We start from the raw sequence: 25,987 nt of genomic DNA, 5'->3' as shown, positions 1-25,987 counted from the left end.
TGTACGCAGCGGGGAGCAATCCTCATAGGCTGCGCCCCACGCCGAGCGGCCGAAAAAGCCGGACAGAAAGCGTGGCCTCGTTTTCTCTCGAGCAGTTGCGGAGCCTGGCCACCCGCCGCGACGCTGGACCGGTTCATGGGCGACGCGGAGGCGCTGACGGACGTTCAATGTCGGTCCGCGCTTTGGACACCTGCCAGAAAATTCCACCCACACGGCAAAAAGCCCGCATCGCTGCGGGCTCTTCGTCCTTCACGCGGCTGCACTGGTTCAGCTGCGCGGTTTCGGGCCATCGGCGGCCGGCGCGCTGTTGGGATCGTTGGGATCCTGCCGCGCCTTCTCCACGTCGCGTTGCGACTTCATGGCGAACAGGATACCAGCCAGGATCGTGATCAGGGCCAGGATGGGAACGATGAATGCGGCGTCCACGGGGATACTCCTCCGGTTGTGGTGACCCTAGGGAAACCTCACCGGCGCGCGCCCGTTCCTTGCCCTGTCCTCACATATCCTTGCGTAGCTGCAGAACGCAGAATGCGAGGAGGCCAAGCAGGATGAGAAGCGGAAGAATGAAGAATGCGTCCATGATGTCCTCCTGTCACGCGGTAGCGTCCCGAGCCTAACCGCGCATTGCCCATCCGCAAAGACTTTTGCCGCCCCGTGCCGGGGCGATCCCCCTCGGAGGCCCATCCTTGCACCATCCCGCACCCCCGCGTCCCGCCGCCACCGACTGGCTGTCGGTCGTGGCCCTCGGCATCGTCTGGGGCGCCACGTTCCTCGTGACGGAACTCGCACTCGCGGGTGTCACGCCAGCCTGGCTCGCCGCCGGGCGTGTCGTGACGGCCGCGACCGTCACGGCCGCGATCTGGCGCCTCGCCGGCAGCGGACGGCTTTTCACCACCGCGGCGCGCAGTCCGGGCGGGCTGGCCATCGTCGGCGCCTTCTCGACGGCGGTTCCGTTCCTGCTGTTGGCCTGGGCCCAGACCCACGTGACTTCGGCCTTCGCGGGCGTGTCGATGGCCGCAATCGCGCTGATCGTTCTGCCGCTGTCACACCTGCTGCTGCGCGACGAGGCGCTGCGTCTCGACCGGGTGGCGGGGCTGCTGGTGGGTTTCGCCGGCGTGGCGCTGCTGCTGGGCGGAGACGCACTTCGGGCGACCGGAGACCCGCTGGAACCAGTGGGGCGGCTCGCCTGCATCGGCGCGGCATGCTCCTACGGGGTGGCCTCGGTGACGATCCGGCGGCTGCCCCCGGTCGATCCTCTGGGCCTCGCCGCGACGAGCCTGCTGATCGGGAGCGCCGTGGTGGTGCCGCTGGCGCTTCTGCTGGAAGGTCCGCCCGCCCTGCCCGACGCGGTCACGCTGGGCTGGATCGTGCTTCTGGGCGTCGTGCCGACCGCGGGGGCGAACATGCTGCGGGTTCTGGTGGTGCGTCGCGCCGGCCCTGTGTTCATGAGCCTCACGAACTACCAGGTGCCGGTCTGGTCGGTGATCTTCGGTGCCGTCATCCTTGGCGAACCGGTGCGACCCGGCCTATTTGCCGCAACGGCACTGATCCTCGGCGGCATCGCACTGAGCCAGCGGCGAGCGCTGGCCGCGATCTTCGCGCGCCGCCGCGCGGGATAGGTCCCGCGGGGCAGCACGCGCGGGGCCTGCCCGCGCGCCGCGATCAGTCCCAGCAGCTCACCAGCACGGTCATGCCGCTCGCCACCGCGCCCAGGTCCTCGGGTGCCATGGCAGCCTCGCCGCGGGTCTGGCCGATCTCGATGCCCGCGCCGTCCGCGAACGCGGCCAGCGCCTCGGCCTTGGCGGCGAAGCTCACGCTGTCGGGGAGCTCACGGCCGCTGCGATCCTCGGGCAACAGCATCCCCAGCACCGCGCCGCCGGTGTCGAGCACCGGGCCGCCCGCGTCGCCGGACTCGGCCGCCAGCGCAAGCCGCTTGAGGGTGTCGTCACCGTCGAGGCCGCGCACGTCCTCGAGCTGGCCATAGGTCACAGTGGGCCCCGGCAGGACGCCGCCGAACGAATAGCCGGCGACCGCGATCTCGGATTTCAGGCGCGGCGCATCGGTGCGGAACGCCGCGACCTCGCGCGGGGCGAGCCTCGTGCCCGACCGCAGCAGCGCGGCACCGAGGCCGTCATCCTCGGCCAAGACCTCGGCGTCGTAGGCACCCTCGAGCGTGATGCGACCGCAGGACGCGACCGTGTCGGAGGCGGTCATCACGGTGCCCGCGTCGTCGACGTAGAAGCCCGAGGCCGACACCCGCGGCTTGCGGATGGCGAGGCCCGAGACGAGGTCCACGGCCTGCTCTTCCTCCTCGACCGTCGCGGGATCGAGAACCGTGCCCGGCACCGGCTCGAAGGTCGAGCGCATCTCGGCCAGCACCCGCGTGCGGCGCTCCTCGTCGCCGGCGGGCCAGATCAGCGTAAAGCCCTTGATCGCCCCGTCCGCGACGCGCGCCTCGGTGTGGCTGACGATCTCGTCGTTCTGTCCGGTCAGGGTGAAACTGTTGCTGTCGCGCGACCGCTCGCCCTCGGTCGGGACGATCTCGAGGGTCTGCATGATCTCGTAGAGCCCTGCGAGCGTGCGGCTGTCGCCGGGCTCGGAGATCAGCAGGACGCGCACCGGCAGATCGCCGGTAGGCGCGTAGCGCACGAAGGGACTTGCGGCGGTGTCGAAGGCCACGACATCTGTGGGCATGGCGATCCGCACACCGGCGCGGTTGTCCGTCACGACCTCCATGCCAAGACCTTCGAGCACGGCGTTGTACTGGCGCAGAAGCTCGGCGCGCTGGCGCGTGGTCAGGACGCCCGTCGCCTCGAACCCGGCCTCTCGCTGCCAGCCCGCCATGGCGTTGCGCGTGCCCTGTCCGAAGGCCGCGTCGATGGGTCCTTCATAGGTGCCGGCCCACCGCAGTGCGACCTGAAGCTGCTCGCGCTCGGCGCGGGTCAGCTCGGCCTCGCTGGCACGGGCCTGACGCGGTGTCTCGTCGACGGGCTCGGCAGGCTCCTGCGGCTCGGCCGCGGCTTCCTGTGCCTGATCGGTCGACGGCTGCGCGGCCTGCGCGCCGGCATCGACGGTCGAGCCAACGGGGAAGAAGCGCTGGCGGTAGCGGTTGGCCTCCTCGACATAGGAGTCGCCCGGCACCTGGCCGTTCGAACGCAGGCGCGACAGGATCTGGCGGGCCTCGGCGGGCTCGAACGGTCCCAACGCCACGCCGTACCAGCCGCCACCGAGGGCGAAGCCGTTCACGTCCGACAGGTAGCTCGCATAATCCCGGACCCGGTCCTCGGCGCGCGAGAGCGACGGCTGCGCCTCGATCTGGATATACACATTCTGTGCCGCCACGGGTCCGGCGGCGAGCCAGAGCGTCGCGCCAAGGGTCCAAAGCTTTCGTTTCATGCGTGTCCTTCGCCCTTCGTCTTTCGGTCGATTGTTCGGTCCGTTTCAGGCACGCTTATCAAACGGCGACGCGCGTGCACGTCAAAATGCAGCGAGGGATGGAATTGACCCCCCGGCTGTGGCCGCCTAATCAACCGGCACGCAGGAAAAGTGGACGCAGACATGGCAGAGACGCAGAAACCGCGCAGCTTCCAGGAGATCCTCCTGCGGCTCCAGACCTACTGGGCCGCCAAGGGGTGCGCCGTCCTGCAACCCTACGACATGGAGGTCGGTGCCGGCACCTTCCACCCGGCGACGACGCTGCGGGCGCTCGGCTCGAAGCCTTGGGCCGCGGCCTACGTGCAGCCCTCGCGGCGGCCCACCGACGGGCGCTACGGCGAGAACCCCAACCGGCTCCAGCATTACTACCAGTTCCAGGTTCTCATCAAACCGAGCCCGCCGGATCTGCAGGCGCTCTATCTCGGCAGTCTCGAGGCGATCGGCATCGACCTCGGCCTGCACGACGTCCGCTTTGTCGAGGACGACTGGGAAAGCCCGACGCTCGGCGCCTGGGGCCTGGGATGGGAGGTCTGGTGCGACGGCATGGAAGTCTCGCAGTTCACCTATTTCCAGCAGGTCGGCGGTCACGACTGCCATCCTGTCTCGGGCGAACTGACCTACGGGCTGGAACGTCTGGCAATGTACGTTCTGGGCATCGATCACGTGATGGACATGCCCTTCAACGACCCCGACGCGCCGCAGCCCCTGAGCTACGGCAACGTGTTCCGCCAGACCGAGCGGGAATATTCGCGCTGGAACTTCGACGTGGCCGACACCGAAACCCTGTTGCGCCACTTCGAGGATGCCGAGGCCGAGTGCCGCCGCATCCTGGAGGCCGAGCCGGTCGATCCCAAGACCGGGCAGGCGATCGTCATGGCGCACCCGGCCTACGACCAGTGCATCAAGGCGTCGCACCTCTTCAACCTGCTCGACGCGCGCGGCGTGATCTCGGTGACCGAGCGGCAGGCCTACATCGGACGGGTGCGGGCGCTGGCCAAGGCCTGCGCCGACGCCTTCGTGACCACCGAGGCCGGCGGCGCGGAGGCCGCCGCCTGATGGCCGCGCGCGGCGGCACCGGGGTCGGCGCGGCGTGGCGTCGCCTCCGGTATCGCTGCCTCGCGCATCTGCCCGGGCCGCGCGGCCTGCATTATCGCACGAAGTACCGCAAGACGCTCACCCCGCTGGCAGAAGCCGCCTTCGAGGCGGCTCTGGCCCGCGTCGAAGGCCGCGCCTGCATAGACCTCGGCGCCAATCTCGGAACGGTGTCGCGGCGCATGGCCCTGACCGCGGGTCGCGTCTACGCCTTCGAGCCCGACCCCTGGACCGCCACAGAACTGCGCACCCGTGTCGCGGATCTGCCGAACGTCGAGGTGATTGAGGCCGTCGCCGGGTCCGAGGCCGGCACCGTCACGCTCTACCGCCGGACCGGCTTCGACACAGACCGCGAGAAGCTGTCGCAGGGCGCCTCCACCCTGGCGGACAAGCGCAACGTCGATCCCGACTGCGCCATCGAGGTGCCGCAGGTCGACTTCCCGGCCTTCCTGGAGGCGCTCGACGCGCCGGTGGCGATCCTGAAAATGGATATCGAAGGGGCCGAGGTCGCTCTTCTGGAGGCGCTGTTCGACCGGCCCGCCTTCGCGCGCATCGACCATGTCTTCGTCGAGACCCACGAGGACCGCCTGCCCGCCCTCGCCGCCCGAACCGAAGCGCTGCGCCGCCGCGCGGCGCGCACCGACAGACCACATATCGACATGAACTGGCGCTGATACCCAATGACCGGACGCACCCTCATCCTCATCCTGCTTTTCGCCGCCGTTCTGGCCGGTGGCTCGATGTACTACCTGCAGGTCTACGCCTTCTACGACGAGGTGCCGGCGGACAACGCGCAGATCTCGCTCACGCCGCTCGGCTCCGACACGCCCGAACCGATCGAAATCAGCAACTTCGAAGGTATCGACTCGGAAAGCTCGCCGATCCGCTACCGCGCCTGCTTCCGTACCGAGCTTCCGCTCGAGGAAGCGGTGGACACCTACAAGCTCTATGACGATGCCTCGCCGCGAGTGGCACCCGGCTGGTTCGGCTGCTTCGACGCCCCCGGCATCGGCCAGATGATCGAGGACGGGCGTGCCGACGTCTTCCTCGGCGAGCGGAACTTCGAATACGGCATCGACCGCGTGGTCGCGATCACCGCCGAAGGTTTCGGCTACGTCTGGCACGAGATCAACGATTGTGGGGAGACCGCCTATGACGGCACCCCCCTCGGCGAGGACTGCCCGCCCCCGCCCGAACGCTGACCGGCCCCGGGGACGGAACCCGGCACGCCTCCCGCGCGCTGTATCACTGCAACGCGAGGAGACGTGAACATGGCCGACAAAGCACCCGCCTGGGTGGTGCCCGTAATGCGCGCGGGATACACCTCCCGCGCCATCGTCTACACCGTCGTGGGGGGCCTGGCCCTTGCCGCGGCGCTTGACGGGGGGCAGGCCGAAGGCACCACCGGCGCGCTCGCCGACCTCAAGTCCGAACCGTTCGGCACCGCCCTGCTCTGGGTCATCGCCGTGGGTCTCGTCTGCTATGCCATATGGCGCTTCATCGCGGCCGCCCTCGACCTCGAACGCCGCGGGGACGATTCGAGCGGCCTGTTCGCGCGCGGCGGCCTCGTCGTCACTGGTCTCATCCACGCGGCCCTCGGCGTATCGGTCGCGGGTCTCGCCCTTGGCGGCGGTGGCGGTGGTGGCAGCGGCGCCGAGGACTGGACGGCGCGGCTGATGTCCTGGCCCTACGGCCGCTGGATCGCCGCAGCGATCGCCCTGGGGATCGCCGGCGCGGGCGTCTACTACATCCACAAGGGCATCGCGCAGAAGTACAAGCGCACGATGCGGGTGACGCCCACCACGCAGAAGCTCGACCCGGCCTTGCAGGCGGGCTTCATCGCGCAGGGCACTCTGATCGCCATCGTCGGGCTACTGATGGGCCTCGCCGCCTTGCAGTCGAACCCTGAACAGGCCGGCGGTGTCGGAGACGCGCTCGCCCAGGTACGCTCGGTGCCCTACGGGCGCGTCGCGCTCGGGGTCATTGCCCTTGGCGTGCTGGGCTTCGCGCTCGAGAACCTCGTCGAGGCACGCTACCGCATCGTCCCTGCACGGGCGGGATCGGACGTCGAGACGCTGGCCCAACGCGCCAAGCAGAAGGCGCAGGACGCACAGAAGCGAAGAAGGCGGCCCAGGGCAACTAGGCCGCCGTCCCCGTGGGCCGACCTGCTGGACGACAGCCCGGCAGGCCGGTATCCACCCCGCGACACACCGAAACCGGCGCTGCGCGGAACCCATTATGCCCGACCTTCTGATCGAACTCTTCTCCGAGGAAATCCCGGCGCGCATGCAGGCGCGTGCGGCCGAGGACCTGAAGGCGCGCGTCACCGACGGCGTGGTCGAGGCGGGCCTTACCTACGCCCACGCCGCCGCCTTCGCGACGCCACGCCGTCTGACGCTCGCACTGGAGGGGCTGACCGACCACTCGCCCACCCTTCGCGAAGAACGTCGCGGTCCCAAGGTCGGCGCGCCCGAGAAGGCGATCGAGGGCTTCCTGCGCGGCGCGGGCGTCGCCCGCGAGGACCTCGTCGAGCGCGAGGAAAAGAAGGGCACGTTCTACTTCGCCACCGTCGAGACGCCGGGTCGCCCGGCGGACGCCATCGTGGCCGAGGTGCTGGAAGGCGTCATCCGCACCTTCCCTTGGCCCAAGTCCATGCGCTGGGGCGCGGGCAGCCTGCGTTGGGTTCGTCCGCTGCACCGCATCCTCTGCATCCTCACCGATGAGGCCGAACATCGCGTGGTGCCGCTGAACGTCGACGGGATCGAGGCTGGCGACGTGACAGAGGGCCACCGCTTCATGGCCCCCGCGCCGTTTTCCGTAACTGGGTTCGAGGATTACTCGGCGAAACTGAAGCGCGCGAAGGTCATTCTCGACCCCGCCGAACGCGCCGAGATCATCCGCAACGACGCCGAGCAGCGCGCCTTCGCGAGCGGGCTCGAGGTGGTCGAGGACCAAGGCCTCCTGGCCGAAGTCGCGGGCCTCGTGGAATGGCCCGTGGTGCTCATGGGCGATATCGGAGCCGAATTCCTCGACCTTCCGCCCGAAGTGCTGATGACCTCGATGAAGGAGCATCAAAAGTTCTTCTCTGTCCGCAATCCCAAGACCGGCCGGATCGAACGCTTCGTGACCGTCGCCAACCGCGAGACCGCCGACGACGGCGCGACCATCCTCGCCGGCAACCAGAAGGTGCTCGCCGCCCGCCTGTCGGATGCGAAATTCTTCTGGGACAATGACTTGCGCGTCGCGGTTGATGCCAAGATGCAGCCGTGGACCGACCGTCTTGCGGACGTGACTTTCCACAACAAGCTCGGCAGCCAGGCTGCGCGCATCGACCGTATCGCCGCGCTCGCGCGCGAGCTGGCGCCGCAGGTCGGCGCGGACGCCGATCTAGCCGAGCAGGCCGCGCGCGTCGCCAAGGCGGACCTGTCCTCCGAGATGGTTTACGAATTCCCTGAACTTCAGGGGCTTATGGGTCGATATTACAGCGAGGCGGCCGGCCTGCCCGCCGAGGTCGCCGCCGCGTGCGAGGACCATTACGCCCCGCTCGGTCCCTCGGACGCCGTGCCCACGGCGCCGGTCTCGGTGGCCGTGTCGTTGGCCGACAAGATCGACACGCTGACGGGGTTCTGGGCGATCGACGAGAAACCCACGGGCTCCAAGGACCCGTTCGCTCTGCGTCGCGCCGCGCTGGGTGTGATCCGGCTCGCGCTGGTGAACGACCTGCGCCTGTCGCTGGAGGCCGAGGACGGTCCGTTGATCCGCGGCCTTTCCGCTCAGCCCGGAATGGACGACGACAGCGACCGCACCGCGCGGGCGACCGACCTCCTCGCCTTCTTTCATGATCGGCTCAAGGTCCACCTGCGCGGCGAAGGCGTGCGCCACGACGTGATCGATGCCTGCCTTGCCATGCCCGGCTCGGACGACCTGACGCTTCTGGTGAACAGGGCGCGGGCGCTGCAGGGCGTGGTCGACACCGAGGACGGCACGAACCTCGTGCAGGGCTTCAAGCGAGCGAACAACATCCTGATCCAGGCCGAGGACAAGGATGGCGTGGAGTATCGCTTCGGCGCCGATCCGAAATTCGCCGAGGCCGACGAGGAAAAGGCGCTGTTCGCCGCGCTCGACGCCGCCGAGGCCGAGATCGCCCCCGCGATGGAGCGCGAGGACTTTGCCGCCGCGATGTCCGCGATGGCCGGGCTTCGCCCCGCCGTGGATGCGTTCTTCGAGGCGGTGCAGGTCAACGCCGAGAACCAGATCGTTCGACGCAACCGTCTGAATCTGCTGGCCCGCATCCGCGAAGTCTGCCTGCAGGTGGCCGACCTGACCCGGCTCGAGGGGTGAGCACGTCCGCACCACGGACGCCCGGTCTACGACCAATGCACGAGGCGACGTCGCGTGTCGCCCCTTGCCGGACGTCCTCTCAGGCGTATCCTGATGGCGATGGATGATGCCGCACCGCAGAAAGACCGGGTCGAGGACCGTCACGTCACGCTGATCACCCCTACCGCGCCGGTCCAGTCGCCCACCCACGGGGGCCGGGCGAAGTGTCTCCAGCGCCTCGTGCGGCTCGATCTGCCGGTGCCGCGGACCGTGGCGCTGTCCTTCGACGCCGTGCGCGGGATCGCCGCGGGGCGGATGCCCGACCTTGATGCGCTGCTGGCCGGGTTCGACCCTGCGGCAGTGCTGTGCGTAAGACCGTCCTCGGAGGTGCCCGACTGGGGTGGCCCCGGCGCAATCCTGAACCTAGGGCTGACCGACGAGACCCACGAGGTTCTATCGCGCCGCATCGGACAAGAGGCCGCCACGCGTCTTTATACCCGGTTCGTCCACGCCTACGCGGTCGACGTGGCCCGGCTCGACGCCGACGCCTTCGCGGAACTGCCCGCGGAAGGCCCGGCCGGACTGGCTGCCGCACTGGACACCTACGAGGCCGAGGCCGAAGAGCCCTTCCCTCAGGACCGCGCCACGCAGTTGGCCGAAGTGCTCCGTTCCATGGCACGGGCGTGGGAAGGCACGACCGCACGCCTTCTGCGGCAGGCCAAGGGCGCGCCCGCGGATGCCGGGCTGGGCCTCGTGGTGCAGGAAATGGCCCTTGGTCTCGGCCACGGCGAATGCGGCTCGGGCGTGCTTCAGCTGGTCCATCCCGGCACTGGCCTACCGCAGATCACCGGGCGATACCTGAGCCAGAGCCAGGGGCGCGAGGCGCTCGCCAAGGATGCCGCCTCCCTCTATCTCGAGCGGGACCCACGCGGGCCCTCGCTGCAGGAACTGGCGCCCGAGGCCTTCGACGCGCTGGTGGAACATGCCGGACGCGCCCGCCTCCGGCTCCGCGCCGAGATGCAGATGGAATTCACCATCGAGAACGGGCGCCTCTTCATCCTCGACGGCGTGGTGGTCCCGACCACCTCGCGCGCGGCGGTGCGGATCGCCGTGCGTCTGGCCGAGGACGGCATCATCACCCGGCAGGAGGCACTGCTGCGGATCGAGCCGCGCGCCCTGTCGGAACTCCTGCACCGGCAGGTGAACCCGATGGCTGTGCGCGACCCGATCGGACGCGGCATCGCCGCGTCTCCGGGCGCCGCCACGGGCCGTATCGCGTTCTCCGCCGCCGAGGCGCAGGCCATGGCCGCGCGCGACGAGGCCTGCATCCTCGTGCGGCGCGAGACCTCGCCCGAGGACGTGCGGGGGATGCACGCGGCCGTGGGCGTGCTGACCGAGCGCGGCGGCATGACCAGCCACGCGGCGGTGATCGGCCGCGGCCTCGGCCTGCCCTGCGTGGTGGGGGCCGGGCGGATGGGATTCCACCTGCGACGCGGCCAGCTCGTCGCCGAGGACGGCCGCGTCTTCCGCGCCGGCGACACGATCACGGTGGACGGCTCGGACGGGACGGTGCTGGCGGGCGCGCCGGGCATGGTCGAGCCGATGCTTGACGATTCCTTCCGGACGCTGATGGCCTGGGCCGACGCCGAGCGCGACATCGGCATCCGCGCGAACGCCGACACGCCCGAGGATGCCCAGACCGCGCGAAACTTCGACGCGGGCGGCATCGGGCTTTGCCGGACCGAGCACATGTTCTTCGATCCGCGCCGCCTGATCGTCATGCGCGAGATGATCTTCGCCGACGGCCCCGAGGACCGGCGCGCCGCGCTGGACCGGCTTCTGCCCATGCAGCGTGACGACTTCGTGGAGCTGTTCCGGACGATGACCGGCCTGCCGGTCTGCATCCGGCTCTTCGACCCTCCGCTGCACGAGTTCCTGCCATCGGACCGCATCGGTCTGCGCGACCTCGCCGAAGCGCTGGACCTGCCGGTGTCGGACGTGACCCGCCGGGCCGAGGCACTGGGGGAATACAATCCCATGCTGGGGATGCGCGGCGTACGTCTCGGGGTCACGATCCCCGAGATCTACGACATGCAGGCCCGCGCCATCTTCGAAGCGACGCTGGAGGCCAGCCGCGAGGACGATCCCGTGGTGCCCGAGGTGATGATCCCGCTGGTTTCGACCCCGCGCGAAGTCGAGATCGTGCGCGCCCGCATCGACGCTGTGGCCGCGGAGGTTCGCGCCGAGCGCGGCCGCGACTTCACCTATCGTCTCGGCGTCATGGTGGAAACGCCGCGCGCCTGCCTCCTGGCCGACCAGGTGGCGCGACACGCGCACTTCCTCAGCTTCGGCACGAACGACCTGACGCAGATGACCTACGGCCTGTCGCGCGACGACGCCGGGCGGTTCATGTCGGACTACGTGGCGCAGGGCGTCTTTGCCGAGGATCCGTTCCACGTGCTCGATGCCGAAGGCGTCGGAGAGCTTCTGCGGATCGGCGTGGCACGCGGCCGGCAGGGGCGTGCGGGCATCACGTTGTCGATCTGCGGGGAACACGGCGGCAATCCCGAATCGATTGCCCACTGCCGCGCGGCCGGGGTGGACTATGTCAGCTGCTCGCCGTTTCGCGTGCCGGTTGCCAGACTTGCCGCCGCGCAACTGGCCATTCGGGACAAGATCGAGTTGGGCTGAACAGCTAAACTCGCAACATCTATGCAAGATTGACCTCGCGTCGGCGGTACATTGCCGACATGCGATGTCGCAAACTGGACACGCCCGGGCCGTCTGCTTTACGTCGCCGGAAGCTTTCGGAGGCGCCCCGGAAAGAGGGTCCCCGAGACGGTTACGCAAAGAGGTGTGCAAATGTTCCGCGTGCTTTTCATGGCATTCGCGGCCGTCTTTCTGGCGGCCCAAGTCCAAGCCGATACGTCTGACGACAGCATGGAGTCGCTGATCCGCCAGGAGTCCCGTGCCCTGAACGCGGCAAGCTCGGCGCATCTTCAGCGGCTGGTGACACCGGCGTCCGCCAGCTCGGTGAAGTCGATGCGCTACGACGCCAACTGGCTCGCCGCGCAACCGGTCGAATCCGGCGGCCGCGACTGGACCTGCCTGACCGAGGCGCTCTACTTCGAAGCGCGCGGCGAATCCATCAAGGGCCAGGTGGCCGTGGCCGAGGTCATCCTGAACCGCGTGGACAGCCCCCGCTATCCCGACAGCGTATGCGGCGTCGTGAACCAGGGCTGCCAGTTCTCGTACACCTGCGACGGACACAGCGAAGCGATGCACGAAAGCGGCGCCGAGGCGCAGGTGGGCAAGATCGCCGCCGTCATGCTCGAGGGCGCCCCGCGCGAACTGACCGACGGAGCGACGCACTACCACACCGTCGCGGTGAACCCCCGCTGGGCCTCGGCCTTTCCGATGACGGCACAGATCGGCGTGCACCGGTTCTACCGCCAGCCGCTGCAGATCTCGATGAACTGAGCGGCCGCCTCTTCCGAGCGAACCACCGACGCGCGTCCCCTGGGGCGCGCGTTTCTCGTCGGCCCAGGGCCTTCTCGACCGCCTGCCGGGCGGGCGTACCCCGCCCGCTCGGGCAAAAACCGCCCCACCCGCGACCGAAGTCTGCGTCGCGGCTCTGGCCCAGCGGGGCCGCGATGCGGTAAGCGAAGCGGACCCAACCCCCGAGGACGCGCCATGGCCTCAGAAATCCGCCTCGCCTTTTCGCATCCCGCCGAGCGCAGCGTGGCGACCGCGCCCGATGCGCCGCACGATCGCATCAGCCTGCGCGACCACATCCGCGAGGTGGAGATCGGCGCCTTCCAGGCCGAGCGCGGCATCACCCAGCGGATCAACTTCAACATCGTGGTCGAGGTCGCGCCCTTCACCGGGCCGCTCGACGACGACGTGGACCGCATCCTTTCCTACGACCGGGTGACCGAGGCCATCGGCGCCGAACTGGCGGCACGCCGGGTCAACCTTCTCGAAACGCTGGCCGAGGGCATTGCCGAACGCATCCTCGCCGAACCGCAGGCGCTGCGGGCCTTCGTGCGGATCGAGAAGCTCGACCGTGGCCCCGGCGCCCTCGGCGTCGAGATCGTGCGCGAGGCCGGCACCGGGCGACGCGAGGCGGAACCGGCCAGTGAACGCCCCCACCCGCGCGTGGTTTACCTCTCGGACGCGGCCATCGACGACGACCGCCTTCCCGGCTGGATCGACGCGCTTTGTGCCGACGGCGTTCCGCTGATCCTCTGCGTGGGGCCGCACGGACTGCCGGTGCCGCAGGTGGGGCACGCGCTGGTGCAACGGCGCATCGACCTGCTGGCGATCGAGCAGAACGGCTGGCGGCTTGCCGCGCACGACGCCCGTGCCAAGGTCGTCGCCACCCGGACCGAGCTCGACTGGGCGATGAAGAACGGACAGGTCTGCGTCTGGGCTCCGTCGAAGATCGTGCTCGATGCGACGCAGGGGCCATCAGGCCCCTCGCGCGATGCGGTGGGACTGTCGCTGTGGTTCGCTGCCGAGCTGGGCGCACGCGAACTGGTGGTGATCGACGCCGCCGCACCTGACGCCACCGACGCGCCCGCCCTGCCCGTCCGCCTCGTGACGCCGGGCGAGCCGGTCCTCTGACGCCTCGCCCTTGCGTTCGGCGCGGGCTTCGCCCATCCCGAACGGCATGAGAGATTACTACCGCCCCCTCGTCCAGTCCGGGCTCGCGCGCCCCTCGGGCGCCCTGCCGCTTGCCGGCGGGCCGTACTGGTTCAGTCACGTCGCCCGCCACCGCCGGGACGCGCCGGTGGAGGTGCTGCCGGCCATGGCCGTGCCGGACGACTGGCACGCCGCCCTGACAGCGCCCCGGCCCGACGTGGCCGGGCTCGGCATGGACCGGGTGCGGATCATGGGCATCCTCAACGTGACGCCCGACAGCTTCTCGGACGGTGGCCGACACGATGCGCCCGATGCCGCCGTGGCCCATGCCGAGGCCATGCGGACCGCGGGCGCGGACATGATCGACATCGGCGGCGAGTCGACCCGGCCCGGTTCGGCCGAGGTCCCCGCCGAGGAGGAGCGCGCGCGCACCGAGCCGGTGATCGCCCGCCTCAGGGCCGCCGGCGCGCCGCCGATCTCGATCGACACCCGCAAGCGCGCGGTGGCCGAACCGGCGGCGGACGCGGGCGCGGTGCTGGTCAACGACGTGTCCGGCCTGACCTTCGATCCCGGCCTCGCCACCTTCTGTGCCGGGCGCGACCTTCCGGTCTGCATCATGCACACGCAGGGCGGCCCCGAGACCATGCAGCAGGACCCGCACTACGAGAACGTGCTTCTTGACGTCTACGACTGGCTCGCCGAGCGCATCGCCGCGGCGCGCGACGCGGGCATCCCTCACGCGCGAATCGTGGTCGATCCCGGGATCGGCTTCGGCAAGACGATCGCGCACAATCTCGCGCTGCTCGAGGGAGTGTCGCTGTTTCACGGCCTCGGCACGCCCATTCTCGTGGGCGCCTCGCGCAAACGCTTCATCGGCACCATTACCGACGCGCCGGAGGCCGGCCGGCGGATGCCCGGCTCGGTCGCCGTGGCTCTTGCCGTGGCGGCGCGCGGCGTTCAAATTCTGCGCGTTCACGACGTGGCCGAAACACGCGCGGCCCTGTCGATGTGGCACGCGATCGATCTTGGGGACCGCTATGGGACGTGAGCTTTTCGGAACCGACGGCGTGCGCGGACGCGCCAACCAGCACCCGATGACCGCTCAGATGGCGCTGGCCATCGGCGCCGCCGCCGGGCGCTATTTCCGCCGAGAACAGGGCGGCGTCCACCGCGTGGTGATCGGCAAGGACACCCGCCGTTCGGGCTACATGTTCGAAACCGCGCTGACCGCGGGCCTGACCTCGACCGGCATGAACGTGCTGCTGCTCGGACCCGTGCCGACCCCGGCCGTGGGTCTCCTGACGCCGTCCATGCGCGCGGACCTCGGGATCATGATCTCGGCCAGCCACAACCCCGCCCACGACAACGGCATCAAGTTCTTCGGCCCCGACGGCTTCAAGCTGTCGGACGAGGCCGAGGCCGAGATCGAGGCGCTGGTCGCCGCCGGCGTGGAGCCCGCGCAGGCCCACAACATCGGCCGCGCGCGCCGCATCGACGACGGCCGCTTCCGCTACCAGGAACGGGTGAAGTCCACCTTCCCGCAGGGCATGCGCCTCGACGGCATGAAGGTGGTCATCGACTGCGCCAACGGTGCCGCCTACCGCGCCGCGCCCGAGGTCCTGTGGGAGCTCGGCGCCGAGGTGATCCAGGTCGGCGTTTCCCCCGACGGCTACAACATCAACGACGAGTGCGGCTCGACGAAGCCGCGCGTCGCCGCGGAGACCGTCGTCGCCCACGGCGCCGACCTCGGCATCTGCCTGGATGGTGACGCCGACCGCGTGATCCTTATCGACGAGCGTGGCACCGTCGCCGACGGCGACCAGCTGATGGCGCTGATGGCGGCCCGCTGGGCCGAGGAGGACCGTCTGCGCGACGGCACGCTGGTGGCGACGGTGATGTCGAACCTCGGGCTGGAGAAGTACCTCCAGGGCCGCGGCCTGCGGCTCGAGCGCACCGGCGTCGGCGACCGCTACGTGGTCGAAGCCATGCGCCGCGGCGGCTGGAACCTTGGTGGCGAGCAGTCGGGCCACATCGTGATGACCGATTTCGCCACCACCGGCGACGGCCTGATGGCCGCGATCCAGTTCCTCGCCGAGATGGTCCGCAGCGGGTCCCCGGCCTCGGCGCTCGCCTCCAACTTCGAGCCCGTGCCGCAGCTTCTGAAGAACGTACGCTACACGCCGGGCAACGCACCGCTGGAGACGGCCGCGGTGCAGCAGACCATCCGCGACGCCGAGGGCCGCATGGGCAGCAAGGGGCGCGTGCTGATCCGGAAGTCAGGCACCGAGCCGCTGATCCGCGTCATGGCCGAATGCGAGGACGAGGGCCTTCTGCACGAGGTCGTGGACGGGATCGTGGCCGAGGTCGAGGCGGTGGCCTGAGCCACGGCTCCGCGCCGCGCGCGGGCGGTGACCGGTGGAAGCGAGGGGCCAGCCCCTCGCGCTCCCCGGAGTATTTGAACCGAGAAGAAGGGCCGCTGTCGGATCGACTTGTTGGGCGCAGTGTGTCGCTTGACGGGGCGCGCGCCAAAGCCGGCGGGTCTTAGGCAAGGTTGCGCCACGCGCCAAGCGGATGGCACAGCCACATCCGGAATGTGCCGGCGGGCGCGCCTTGGGCGGCGCGCCCGCTAAGCACTCTCAGAGCTTGCCTGCGTAGATCTGCGCGAGCTTCGTCACCGCCTGATCGGGCGCCAGTTCCTCGCTCTCGCCGGTGCGGCGCGAGGTCAGTTCGACCACGCCGTTCTTCAGCCCGCGCGGGCCTACGGTGATCCGCCACGGCAGGCCGATCAGGTCCATGGTCGCGAACTTGGCGCCGGCGCGGTCGTCGCCGTCGTGGTAGAGCGGTTCGAGCCCGGCCTCGACCACGGCGTTGTAGATCTGGTCGCAGGCGAGATCTGCGGCCTCGTCGCCCTGCTTGAGGTTCACGATACCCACGTGGAACGGGGTCACGCCCTCGGGCCAGATGATGCCGTTGTCGTCGTGGTTGGCCTCGATGATCGCGCCCAGAAGGCGGCTGACGCCGATGCCGTGCGAGCCCATGTGGACCGGCACGCGGTTGCCCTCCGGATCGACGACCGTGGCGCCCATCGGCTCGGAATACTTGGTGCCGAAGTAAAAGATCTGGCCGACCTCGATGCCACGGGCACGACGGCGGCGCTCTTCGGGGACCTGCGTCTCGAAGGCGCTCTCTTCGTGGGTGTCGTCGGTGCGGGCGTAGCGCGAGGTGAACTCCTCCATCACCGCCTGACATTCCTCGACGCTGTCGTAGTCGATCCTGCGGTCACCGAACTTCAGGTCGGTGATCTCGCTGTCGTAGAAGACCTCCGACTCGCCCGTTTCTGCCAGTACGAGGAACTCGTGGGTGTCGTCGCCGCCGATCGGGCCCGACTCCGCGCGCATGGGGATCGCCTGGAGACCCATCCGCTCGTAGCTGCGCAGGTAGCTGACCAGGTGGCGGTTGTAGGCGTGCAGCGCGGCCTCGCGGGTGAGGTCGAAGTTGTAGCCGTCCTTCATCAGGAACTCGCGACCGCGCATGACGCCGAAGCGGGGGCGAATCTCGTCGCGGAACTTCCACTGGATGTGGTAGAGCGTCAGCGGCAGGTCGCGGTAGCTGCTGACATGGCTGCGGAAGATGTCGGTGATCATCTCCTCGTTGGTCGGCCCGTAGAGCAGGTCGCGGTCCTGGCGGTCGCGGATCCGCAGCATTTCGGGGCCATAGGCGTCGTAGCGCCCGCTCTCGCGCCAGAGGTCGGCCGATTGCAGGGTCGGCATCAGCATCGGGATGTGCCCGGCGCGCTGCTGCTCTTCGTGGACGATCTGCTCGATCCGCCGCAGTACCTTGTAGCCCAGCGGCAGCCACGAATAGATGCCCGCCGAGGACTGCTTGATCATGCCGGCGCGCAGCATCAGCCGGTGCGAGGCGATCTGCGCCTCGGACGGCGTTTCCTTGAGGACGGGCAGGAAGTAGCGGCTCAGACGCATGGCGGGTCCCGGATCGGTCGTGGAAAGGGTCGCGCCCACCTCTAGGCAAGCCCCGGACCGAAGGCAATGCGGGGCGTGGCGCCGCCGCGGTTGACCCGCCTGCCCGTCTTGGCGAGATGTGACGCTTTCATGACGCGCGCCACCCGAAGCCTCGGGCGCGCCTGCGGGAGGGGCCATGACACGAACGGTAAGCGAACCGGCGCGCGAGGTGCCGGTGATCCTCGAGACCGACGTGCTAGTGGTGGGCTCGGGCCCCGGCGGGCTGGCCGCGGCGCTGGCGGCGGCGCGCGAGGGCGTCGAGGTGGCGCTGCTCGAACGGTTCGGCTGCATGGGCGGCAACATCACCGTGGTCGGCGTCGAGGGCTTCGCCTGGTACCGCCACGAGGCCACGGTCGAGGCCGGCGGCCTCGGCTGGGAGTTCGAGAGCCGCGCCAGGGAGATGGGCGCCGCCACCCCCGAGAGCCAGTCGCTGAGCCACGAGCTCGACAGCGAGGGGTTCAAGCTGGTGGCCGACCGGCTGGTCGAGGAGGCCGCCGTGCGCCCGCTGTTGCACCGGCAGTTCGTCGCCCCGGTGATGGACGGTGACGCGATCCGCGGCGTCATCGTCGAGAGCAAGGCAGGCCGGGAGGCGATCCTCGCCAGGCGCGTGATCGACGCCACGGGCGATGCCGACGTGGCCCACCGCGCCGGTGCGCCGACGCGCAAGACGCCGGTCGAGGAGATGCAGGCCGCGAGCGTGATGTTCCACATCGCCGGCGTCGACAAGGCGCGCTTCCTTGAGGGCGTGAAGGCCGATCCGCAGACCTATGGCGACTGGTCCTCGGGCGAGTGGACAGTGGAGACGAGCGGCAAGGAAGACGCGATGTATTCGCCCTTCCTCGGCAAGCCGTTCGACAAGGCCCGCAAGGAGGGCCGGCTGCCCGCGCATCTCAATACCATCGGAGGGACCTGGGGTGCGGTCCACGATTCGGGCGAGATGACCTACATGAACCTCGTCCACCTCGCAGGCTGCGACGGCACCGATCCAGACAGCATGACGCGCTTCGAGATCGAGGGGCGCGCGCAGGCGATGGCGGCGATCGAGGTGCTGAAGCATTACACGCCGGGCTGCGAGGGGGCGCGGCTGCGCAACTTCGGCATGTCCATCGGCATCCGCGACACGCGCAAGATCGCCGCCGTCTACGACATGACCGAAGCCGATGCGCGCCACCAGGGACGCTTCGAGGACTCGGTGGGCATCTACCCCGAGTTCATCGACGGATACGGCGTGCTGATCCTGCCCACCACGGGGCGCTACATGCAGATCCCCTACCGGTCACTGCTGCCGCGGCGCGTGCGGAACCTGCTGGTGGCGGGACGCGCCATCGGTGGCGACCGGATCGCCCACGCGGCGACGCGCAACATGGCCTGCTGCGCCGTGACCGGTCAGGGCGCCGGTGTCGCGGCGGCGCTGTCGGTGAAGGCCGACCGGGCGCTCGACGAGATCGATACGCGCGCGATGCAGGCGGCGCTCGAGCGGCAGGGCGTTCGCGTGGCGTGAAACGGCCGCCCGCACCGGATCGCGCGGCGTCCATGCCTGTGCCCTGCCCGCCCCACGGTCCGCGCCGCCCAGGCATACGCCGCGACCGTATCGCCGCTTGCATCGCGGGCGAGGGGATCGCAGAAGGAAAAGACCAGACCCGAGGCACTGACCGATGACCCTGCCGATGCGTTCGCAGCTGAAATACTGGGGGATCGCCGCGGCGATCCTCATCGTCGTGCTGTGGTTCCTCGGCGACGTGCTGCTGCCGTTCGTGGTGGGTGCCGCCATTGCCTACTTCCTCGACCCGCTTGCCGACCGGCTCGAGGCGTGGGGCTGCTCGCGCAGGCTCGCCACGGCGATCATCACCGTGGGGGCCATCCTGCTGTTCATCCTGCTGGCGCTTCTGGTGATCCCGACGCTGGTGCAGCAGACAACCCAGCTCGTGCAGACTGCCCCCGAGCTGTCGCGGAACCTTCAGAACTTCCTCGCGCAGCGTTTCCCGGACGTGCTGGCCGAGGACGGCGTGTTCCGCCAGACCATGACGAGCCTCGGACAGACCATCCAGGAACGCGGCGGAGAGCTCTTGCAGACCGCGCTGACAAGCGCGCGGTCGCTGGTCTCGGTGCTCCTGCTGTTCGTCATCGTGCCGGTCGTGGCGGTCTACCTGTTGCTCGACTGGGACCGGATGGTCGCGCGCATCGACGAGCTTCTGCCGCGCGAGCACGCGCCTACGTTGCGCCAGCTGGCCCACGACATCGACGACACGCTGTCGGGCTTCATCCGCGGCATGGGCACGGTCTGCCTGATCCTCGGGACGTATTATGCGCTCGCGCTGATGCTGGTGGGGCTTCAGTTCGGCCTGGTGGTGGGCGTCGTCGCGGGCTTCCTGACCTTCATTCCCTATGTCGGGGCGATCGTCGGCGGCGTGCTGGCCATCGGCCTCGCGCTCTTCCAGTTCTGGGGCGAGTGGTACTGGATCGTCGCCGTCGCGGTGATCTTCCAGCTGGGCCAGTTCATCGAGGGCAACGTCCTGACGCCCAAGCTCGTGGGCGATTCGGTCGGTCTGCACCCGGTGTGGCTGCTTCTGGCGATGTCGGTCTTCGGCACGCTCTTCGGCTTCGTCGGTCTGCTCGTGGCGGTGCCGGTGGCCGCGGCGCTCGGCGTGGTCGCCCGGTTCCTCGTGACGCAGTACAAGAATTCAGCGCTCTACCTCGGAGGCGATCCCGATGGGCCACGTTGAACGCGCACGCCAGATCCCTCTCGAGCTTCCGGTCCGCCCCGCCCGCGGGCGGGGCGACTTCTTCGTGGCCGAGGCCAATGCCATGGCGGTGGGCGGCATCGACACCTGGCGCACCTGGCCGGGGTCGAAGTTCGCCATCGTGGGTCCCGAGGCATCGGGCAAGACCCATCTCGCGCACGTGTGGGCCCGCGACAGCGGCGCGCGGATCGTCCCCGCGACCGACCTTGCCGGCGCCGAGATCCCCGATCTCTGCGATGCACCGGTCTGCGTCGAGGACGTGGACGCCATCGCCGGCGAGGCCGCGGGCGAGGCCGCGCTGTTCCATCTGCACAACCTTGTGCTGAGCGAGGGACACGCGCTGCTTCTGACGGCAGCGGCACCGCCGGCGCAGCTGGGCATCGCGCTGCCCGATCTCGCAAGCCGGCTGATGGGCACGCCCTTCGCACGGCTCGGCCCTCCCGACGACATCCTGCTGACGGCGGTGCTTGCCAAGCTCTTCGCCGACCGCCAGATCGTGCCCGCCCCGTCGCTGATCCCCTACCTCGTGCCGCGCATGGGACGGTCCTTCGGGATGGCACAGCGTCTCGTTGCCGAGATCGACCGCACCTCGCTGGCCCGTGCCCGCCCGGTCAGCCTGCGAATCGCCCGCGAATGCCTCGCGCGCCTCGAAGCGGAGGATGACGACAATGGCGAATGAACGCGCCTCCGGCCGCAAAATCGATCCGACCCACGACCTGCCCGGCGCGGCGCAGGAGGTTCATCAAAGCGTCATCGGCGCGACGGATAACCGCCCCATGCCTCAAGCCGATTTCCTGACCGCCCCGTTCCCCGACCCGATCGAGATCCCCGATTTCGATCCCACCGGACCGGACCGCTTCTTCAATCGCGAGCTGTCCTGGCTCGGATTCAACTGGCGTGTCCTCGAAGAGGCCGAGAACCCGCGCGTGCCGCTGCTCGAGCGCGTGCGTTTCCTGTCGATCTCGGCCTCGAACCTCGACGAGTTCTACAACGTCCGCGTGGCCGGCTTGCGCGAGCTGACCCAGGCGGGCAACACCACGCCCGCCGCCGACGGCCTGACCCCGGCGCAACAGCTCTCGAAGATCAACGTGATCGCGCGGGACCTCATGGCCGCGCAACAGCGCGTCCTGACCGAACTGCGCGCCGATCTGGAAGAGGCCGGCATCCACATCCTTCATCGCGACGACCTGACCGAGTCCGACCGCGTCCACCTGCGCGAATACTTCGTGGACCAGGTCTTTCCGGTCCTGTCGCCGCTGGCCATCGATCCGGCGCATCCGTTCCCGTTCATCGCCAACCTCGGCTACTGCCTCGCGCTCCAGCTCGACCGCGCACGCGGTTCGGGAAAGGGTCTGCAGGCGCTGCTGCCGATCCCGGCGCAGATCGACCGCTTCGTGCGACTTCCTTCGATCGACGGCGCGATACGCTTCGTCTTCCTCGAGGACGTGCTGCTGCTGCACATTGAGGCCCTGTTCCCGGGCTACGTCCTGCGCGACCATTTCGGCTTCCGCGTGCTGCGCGACAGCGACCTCGAACTCGAGGAAGAGGCCGAGGATCTCGTGCGCGAGTTCGAGGTGGCGCTCAAACGGCGGCGCCGCGGCGAGGTGGTGCGGCTCACCATCTCGGTCGGCGCGCCCGAGGCGCTCAAGCGCATCGTCATGCGCGAGCTGCAGGTCCGCGACGACGAGATCGTCGAGCTCGACGGCATGGTCGGTGTCGTCGATACGAAGGAGCTGGTCCTTGACGAGCGGCCAGACCTTCTGTGGCCGTCCTACACCCCGCGGGTGCCAGAACGTGTACAGGACCACGACGGCGACATGTTCGCCGCGATCCGCCAGAAGGACATGCTGCTGCACCACCCCTACGAGACCTTCGACATGGTGGTCCGCTTCCTCAAGCAGGCGGCGACCGATCCCGACGTGGTGGCGATCAAGAACACGCTCTACCGCACGTCCCGCAACTCGCCGATCGTGGAGGCGCTCTGCGAGGCGGCCGAGGACGGCAAGTCGGTGACAGCGCTGGTGGAGCTGAAAGCCCGCTTCGACGAGGCCGCCAACATCCGGCAGTCGCGGCGGCTGGAGCGGTCGGGCGCCCACGTGGTCTACGGCTTCCTCGACTGGAAGACCCACGCCAAGATCGCCATGGTCGTCCGGCGCGAGGGCAAGAAGCTGGTGACCTATACCCATTTCGGCACCGGCAACTACCACCCGATCACCGCGAAGTTCTACACCGACCTGTCCTTCTTCACCTGTGACGGCGCGCTCGGGCGGGACGCGGCCAAAGTCTTCAACTACCTGTCGGGATACGCCTATCCCGAGGGCCTCGAGAATCTCGCGATCTCGCCCCACACGCTGAAATCCTCGCTGATCGAGATGCTTGAGGCGGAGGCCGAACACGCCCGCGCCGGACGGCCGGCGCAGGTCTGGGCCAAGATGAACTCGCTGATCGAGCCCGAGATCACCGACGCGCTCTACAAGGCGAGCCAGGCCGGCGTGAAGATTGAGCTTGTGGTGCGCGGCATCTGCGGGCTGCGCCCCGGCGTGAAAGGCCTGTCCGAAAACATCCGGATCAAGTCCATCGTCGGGCGCTTCCTCGAGCACAGCCGGATCATCTGCTTCGGCAACGGGCACGGCCTGCCGCACGACAAGGCGCGGGTGTTCATCTCGTCCGCGGACTGGATGGGCCGCAACCTCAATCGCCGGGTCGAGCACATGACCGAGATCCACAACGACACGGTGAAGGCGCAGATCGTCAGCCAGGTGATGGCCGCGAACCTCGCCGACGTGGCCCAAAGCTGGGTGATGAAACCCAACGGTGATTTCGTGCGGGAAAAGGTGCCGGAGGGCGAATTCGCCTTCAACTGCCACAAGTTCTTCATGGAGAACCCGTCGCTGTCGGGCCGCGGCTCGGCCGGGGCGGCGGACGTGCCGCGCCTGACCCACACCGCCGACGGAACAAGACCCCCTGACGCCGGGTAAGCCGTCCGTCTCGCTTGACCAACCGGGCGCAGGACTGCACTGCGGCAGGGAGGACTGGTCCGGGGTTGAAACGGAAGGCCTATGAACGCCGACGCGGAACACGCCGACTGGGGGCCGTTCGGTCGCCCGCTCTTCGCAGATCCAGAAGCCCGCGCGCTCAGTCGCGTGGGCGTGGTCGACATCGGGTCGAACTCGGTGCGGCTGGTGGTATTCGACGGAGCCGCCCGGTCGCCTGCCTACTTTTTTAACGAAAAGGTCATGTGCGGGCTCGGCGCCGGCATGTCCGAGACCGGGCGCCTGAACCCCGAGGGCCGGGTGCGCGCGCTGTCCGCGATGCGCCGCTTCGCGCTTCTCGCTGACGGCCTTGGCGCGGCGCCCCTGTCCTGCGTCGCCACGGCGGCGGTGCGCGAGGCCGAGGACGGCCCGGACTTCTGCGACGAGGTCCTGCGCGAGACCGGGGTCAAGGTCCACGTCATCGACGGCGACGAGGAGGCGCGGCTCTCGGCACAGGGCGTGCTTCTGGGATGGCCGGGCAGCTACGGCCTTGTCTGCGACATCGGCGGCTCCTCGATGGAATTGGCCGAGATCTCGGGCGGCAAGGTCGGCAAGCGCCTGACCTCCCCGCTCGGTCCGCTGCGATTGATGGACATCGAGGGCGGCAAGAAGGCCCGCGAGAAGCACATCAAGGACGTGATGACCGGCCTTGCCAAGACCATGGGGGCGCAGCGCGACCGGCTGTTCCTCGTGGGCGGCTCCTGGCGCGCCATCGCCCGCATCGACATGGAACGGCAGGGCTACCCGCTGCACGTCCTTCACGAATACCGCATGGACGCAGATGCCGTGCTCGAGACTGCGAAGTTCATCGAGAAGGCGGACCTGGAGGTCCTGCGGCAGGCCTGTTCGCTGTCCTCGTCGCGGATGTCGCTGGTGCCTTACGCCGTCGATGTGCTGAAGCGGCTGGTGCAGGCGTTCACCCCGGCCGATATCGCCATCTCATCCTACGGCATCCGCGAGGGACTGCTTTACGAGCAGATGCCGCAGGCCCTGCGCGACCGCGATCCTCTGATCGAGGCGTGTTACTTCGCCGAGGCCAAGGATGCCCGTGTGCCGGGCTTCGGCCGGCGGCTCTACCGGTTCGTGCGACCGCTGTTCGAGAACGCGCCCGACACCAAACTGCGCCTGGTGAAGGCCGCATGCCTGCTGCACGACGTCAGCTGGCGGGCCCATCCCGACTACCGCGCCGAGACCTGTTTCGACAACGCCACGCGGGCGAACCTTGGCGGCCTCAAGCACGGAGAGCGACTGTTCCTCGGTCTGGCGCTGTTGCATCGCTACCGCAACAAGCGTGAGGGCTCCCGGTTCGAGGATCTCGCCACGCTCCTTCCGCCCGAGCAGCAGGCCGAGGCCGAGATTCTCGGCAAGGCCCTGCGCTTCGGTGCGATGCTCTACCTGTCCGACAACGGCACAGCGGGTGCGCAGCTCGACTGGAACGAGGCGACCCGCACGGTTCGTCTGGAACTCAGCGAACACGCCGCCGATCTCTTCGGAGAGGTGGCCGAATCGCGGTTCCGATCTCTGGCCAACGCGCTCAATGCCAAGACCGAGGTCCGCACGAGCTGAGGGCTTGCGTCACAGGTCGATCTCGCCCTCGTCGTCCGGAACAAGTGCGTCCGGTTCGGGGGCATTCTCTGGCAGCGGCTCCCTCCGGCGCAGGATGATGTCGCCGTTGGGCAGGCGTTCGGGCGGATGATACGCCGACCAGTCCTCGACCTCTTCCAGAAGCTCGCGCAGCGCCGGTCCCATCTCGACCACGAAATCGCGCAGCGCCGGTTCGACGCCGTCGGCGAATTCGCGCAGTTCCTGAAGCGCGGGCTCCATTTCGGACATCAGGCCACGAAAGAACATCTCGGCCCCCTGCTCCATCAGCGAGCGGCCCTCGTCGGGCGCCTGCGCGGCGGCGGGCGATGCGGCGAGAGCGAGGCAGAGCGTGGCGGTGCGCAAGGTCATGTCCTGAATATGGGCGGCGGGCCGCGTCGCGGCAACGCCCGCGCGGCCTCAGTCAGGCAGCCGAGCGACCAGAGATCTCCTCCCAGGCGCGGTTGATCGCCACGAGCCGCTTCTCCGACATCTTGACCGCCTCCTCGGGCAGCCCGCGCGCGATCATGCGATCGGGGTGGCTGTCGCGCACCAGCCCGCGCCACGCCTTCCGGATGTCGTCCAACGGGGTGTCGGGCGCGACGCCCAGCACGGAATAAGGATCGGGGTCGGCTTCGGGCACGTAACGGGTCCGCAACGCGCGAAAGCGCGTGTCGCCAAGCTCGAAGATCTCGGCCACCTTGGCGAGGAAGGCATCCTCGTTGGGGTGATAGCGCCCGTCGGCCATGGCGATATGGAAGAGCCCTTCCATGAGGTCGCACAGAACGTCCGTGCGGTCGCCGAACATCGAGCGGATGCGCCGGGCGTATTCCTCGTAGCCCGCGACGTCTTGCCGGGCGAGGTTGAACACCCGCGCGGCCCCGGCCTCGGCCTCAGGCGGGATGTGGAAGACCTCGCGGAAGGCCGCGACTTCGGAGCGCTTCACCAGTCCGTCTGCCTTGGCCATCTTGGCCGACAGCGCGATCACGGCGATTGTGAACGCCACCGAGCGTTCCGGCGGCGTGCGCAGGCGGTCGAACACCGTGGCGAGGCTTTCGCCCTTCGCCAGCGCCGCGACGGCTTCGGATATGCGGGACCAGATTGACATGGAGCGAGTGTAGGG

20 protein-coding genes and 2 pseudogenes are annotated in these 25,987 nt (G+C 69.0%); 17 read left to right on the top strand and 5 right to left on the bottom strand.

The annotated features are described in order from the left end of the window. Nucleotides 1–267: 267 nt before the first annotated feature. Entirely contained in the window at nt 268–426 is a 159-nt protein-coding gene (locus BMX29_RS19145; RefSeq protein ID WP_175471134.1) for a hypothetical protein, read from the bottom strand. Nucleotides 427–686: 260 nt separating this feature from the next. On the opposite strand from BMX29_RS19145, the gene BMX29_RS05290 reads away from it, so the two are divergent. Beyond that, a complete protein-coding gene (locus BMX29_RS05290; protein ID WP_092810999.1) occupies nt 687–1,619 on the top strand; it encodes a DMT family transporter in 933 nt (310 codons plus the stop codon). 43 nt (nt 1,620–1,662) lie between these two features. Here the strand turns inward: BMX29_RS05290 and BMX29_RS05285 are convergent, their stop codons facing one another. Further along, nucleotides 1,663–3,396 carry a trypsin-like peptidase domain-containing protein gene (locus tag BMX29_RS05285; protein ID WP_092810997.1) on the bottom strand — a complete coding sequence of 578 codons (1,734 nt, stop codon included), beginning with the start codon at nt 3,394–3,396 and terminating at the stop codon, nt 1,663–1,665. Between the two features lie 162 nt (nt 3,397–3,558). On the opposite strand from BMX29_RS05285, the gene BMX29_RS05280 reads away from it, so the two are divergent. From BMX29_RS05280 to glmM, 11 genes and pseudogenes are all read left to right on the top strand, one after another. Further along, on the top strand, nt 3,559–4,491 hold the full coding sequence (locus tag BMX29_RS05280; protein WP_092810995.1) for a glycine--tRNA ligase subunit alpha: 933 nt from the start codon (nt 3,559–3,561) through the stop codon (nt 4,489–4,491). Continuing rightward, entirely contained in the window at nt 4,491–5,201 is a 711-nt protein-coding gene (locus BMX29_RS05275) for an FkbM family methyltransferase (protein ID WP_092810993.1), read from the top strand. Before BMX29_RS05280 ends, BMX29_RS05275 begins: the two co-directional genes overlap by 1 nt. A 6-nt stretch (nt 5,202–5,207) precedes the next feature. Next, nucleotides 5,208–5,729: a DUF6446 family protein gene (locus tag BMX29_RS05270; RefSeq protein WP_043843825.1), complete on the top strand. Its 522-nt coding sequence runs from the start codon at nt 5,208–5,210 to the stop codon at nt 5,727–5,729. Between the two features lie 69 nt (nt 5,730–5,798). Then, nucleotides 5,799–6,230: pseudogene (locus tag BMX29_RS19790) on the top strand (DUF1206 domain-containing protein); the annotation flags it as partial. 174 nt (nt 6,231–6,404) lie between these two features. Then, nucleotides 6,405–6,506: pseudogene (locus BMX29_RS19785) on the top strand (DUF1206 domain-containing protein); the annotation flags it as partial. A gap of 259 nt (nt 6,507–6,765) precedes the next feature. Continuing rightward, nucleotides 6,766–8,868 (top strand): glycine--tRNA ligase subunit beta, encoded by a 2,103-nt coding sequence (glyS, locus tag BMX29_RS05260; RefSeq protein WP_092810991.1) that lies wholly within the window; start codon nt 6,766–6,768, stop codon nt 8,866–8,868. Nucleotides 8,869–8,961: 93 nt separating this feature from the next. Beyond that, on the top strand, nt 8,962–11,538 hold the full coding sequence (locus tag BMX29_RS05255; protein WP_092810989.1) for a putative PEP-binding protein: 2,577 nt from the start codon (nt 8,962–8,964) through the stop codon (nt 11,536–11,538). A gap of 171 nt (nt 11,539–11,709) precedes the next feature. Beyond that, nucleotides 11,710–12,327 (top strand): cell wall hydrolase, encoded by a 618-nt coding sequence (locus tag BMX29_RS05250; RefSeq protein WP_092810987.1) that lies wholly within the window; start codon nt 11,710–11,712, stop codon nt 12,325–12,327. Nucleotides 12,328–12,540: 213 nt separating this feature from the next. Next, nucleotides 12,541–13,473, top strand: coding sequence for a dihydroneopterin aldolase (locus BMX29_RS05245; RefSeq protein WP_092810985.1), 933 nt, complete (start codon nt 12,541–12,543; stop codon nt 13,471–13,473). Between the two features lie 46 nt (nt 13,474–13,519). After that, nucleotides 13,520–14,539, top strand: a complete 1,020-nt coding sequence (folP, locus tag BMX29_RS05240; RefSeq protein WP_092810983.1) for a dihydropteroate synthase — start codon at nt 13,520–13,522, stop codon at nt 14,537–14,539. Continuing rightward, a complete protein-coding gene (glmM, locus tag BMX29_RS05235; protein ID WP_092810981.1) occupies nt 14,529–15,872 on the top strand; it encodes a phosphoglucosamine mutase in 1,344 nt (447 codons plus the stop codon). The genes folP and glmM overlap by 11 nt, the downstream gene beginning before the upstream one ends. A 255-nt stretch (nt 15,873–16,127) precedes the next feature. On the opposite strand, the gene proS is transcribed toward glmM, so the two are convergent. Next, the gene (gene proS / locus BMX29_RS05230; RefSeq protein ID WP_092810979.1) at nt 16,128–17,471 is read right to left on the bottom strand and encodes a proline--tRNA ligase; all 1,344 of its coding nucleotides are present in this window, start codon (nt 17,469–17,471) and stop codon (nt 16,128–16,130) included. Nucleotides 17,472–17,646: 175 nt separating this feature from the next. On the opposite strand from proS, the gene BMX29_RS05225 reads away from it, so the two are divergent. The 5 genes from BMX29_RS05225 to BMX29_RS05205 all read left to right on the top strand — a co-directional run bounded on the left by BMX29_RS05225 (nt 17,647) and on the right by BMX29_RS05205 (nt 24,849). Then, nucleotides 17,647–19,011, top strand: a complete 1,365-nt coding sequence (locus BMX29_RS05225; protein WP_092810977.1) for an FAD-dependent oxidoreductase — start codon at nt 17,647–17,649, stop codon at nt 19,009–19,011. Between the two features lie 154 nt (nt 19,012–19,165). Then, nucleotides 19,166–20,233: an AI-2E family transporter gene (locus BMX29_RS05220; RefSeq protein ID WP_092810975.1), complete on the top strand. Its 1,068-nt coding sequence runs from the start codon at nt 19,166–19,168 to the stop codon at nt 20,231–20,233. Continuing rightward, nucleotides 20,220–20,930, top strand: a complete 711-nt coding sequence (locus BMX29_RS05215; RefSeq protein WP_092810973.1) for a P-loop NTPase family protein — start codon at nt 20,220–20,222, stop codon at nt 20,928–20,930. Before BMX29_RS05220 ends, BMX29_RS05215 begins: the two co-directional genes overlap by 14 nt. Nucleotides 20,931–21,027: 97 nt before the next feature. Then, nucleotides 21,028–23,229 (top strand): RNA degradosome polyphosphate kinase, encoded by a 2,202-nt coding sequence (locus BMX29_RS05210; protein ID WP_043844016.1) that lies wholly within the window; start codon nt 21,028–21,030, stop codon nt 23,227–23,229. Nucleotides 23,230–23,310: 81 nt separating this feature from the next. Then, a complete protein-coding gene (locus BMX29_RS05205) occupies nt 23,311–24,849 on the top strand; it encodes a Ppx/GppA family phosphatase (RefSeq protein WP_092810971.1) in 1,539 nt (512 codons plus the stop codon). Nucleotides 24,850–24,858: 9 nt separating this feature from the next. Here the strand turns inward: BMX29_RS05205 and BMX29_RS05200 are convergent, their stop codons facing one another. Further along, complete coding sequence (locus tag BMX29_RS05200) at nt 24,859–25,236, bottom strand: hypothetical protein (RefSeq protein ID WP_092810969.1); 378 nt, start codon at nt 25,234–25,236, stop codon at nt 24,859–24,861. Between the two features lie 52 nt (nt 25,237–25,288). Beyond that, nucleotides 25,289–25,972, bottom strand: a complete 684-nt coding sequence (locus BMX29_RS05195; RefSeq protein WP_043843802.1) for a molecular chaperone DjiA — start codon at nt 25,970–25,972, stop codon at nt 25,289–25,291. Nucleotides 25,973–25,987 lie beyond the last annotated feature (15 nt).

The organism is Roseivivax marinus, assembly GCF_900109705.1.
GTDB lineage: Bacteria > Pseudomonadota > Alphaproteobacteria > Rhodobacterales > Rhodobacteraceae > Roseivivax > Roseivivax marinus.
This window is presented reverse-complemented; position numbering and strand designations above follow the sequence as displayed.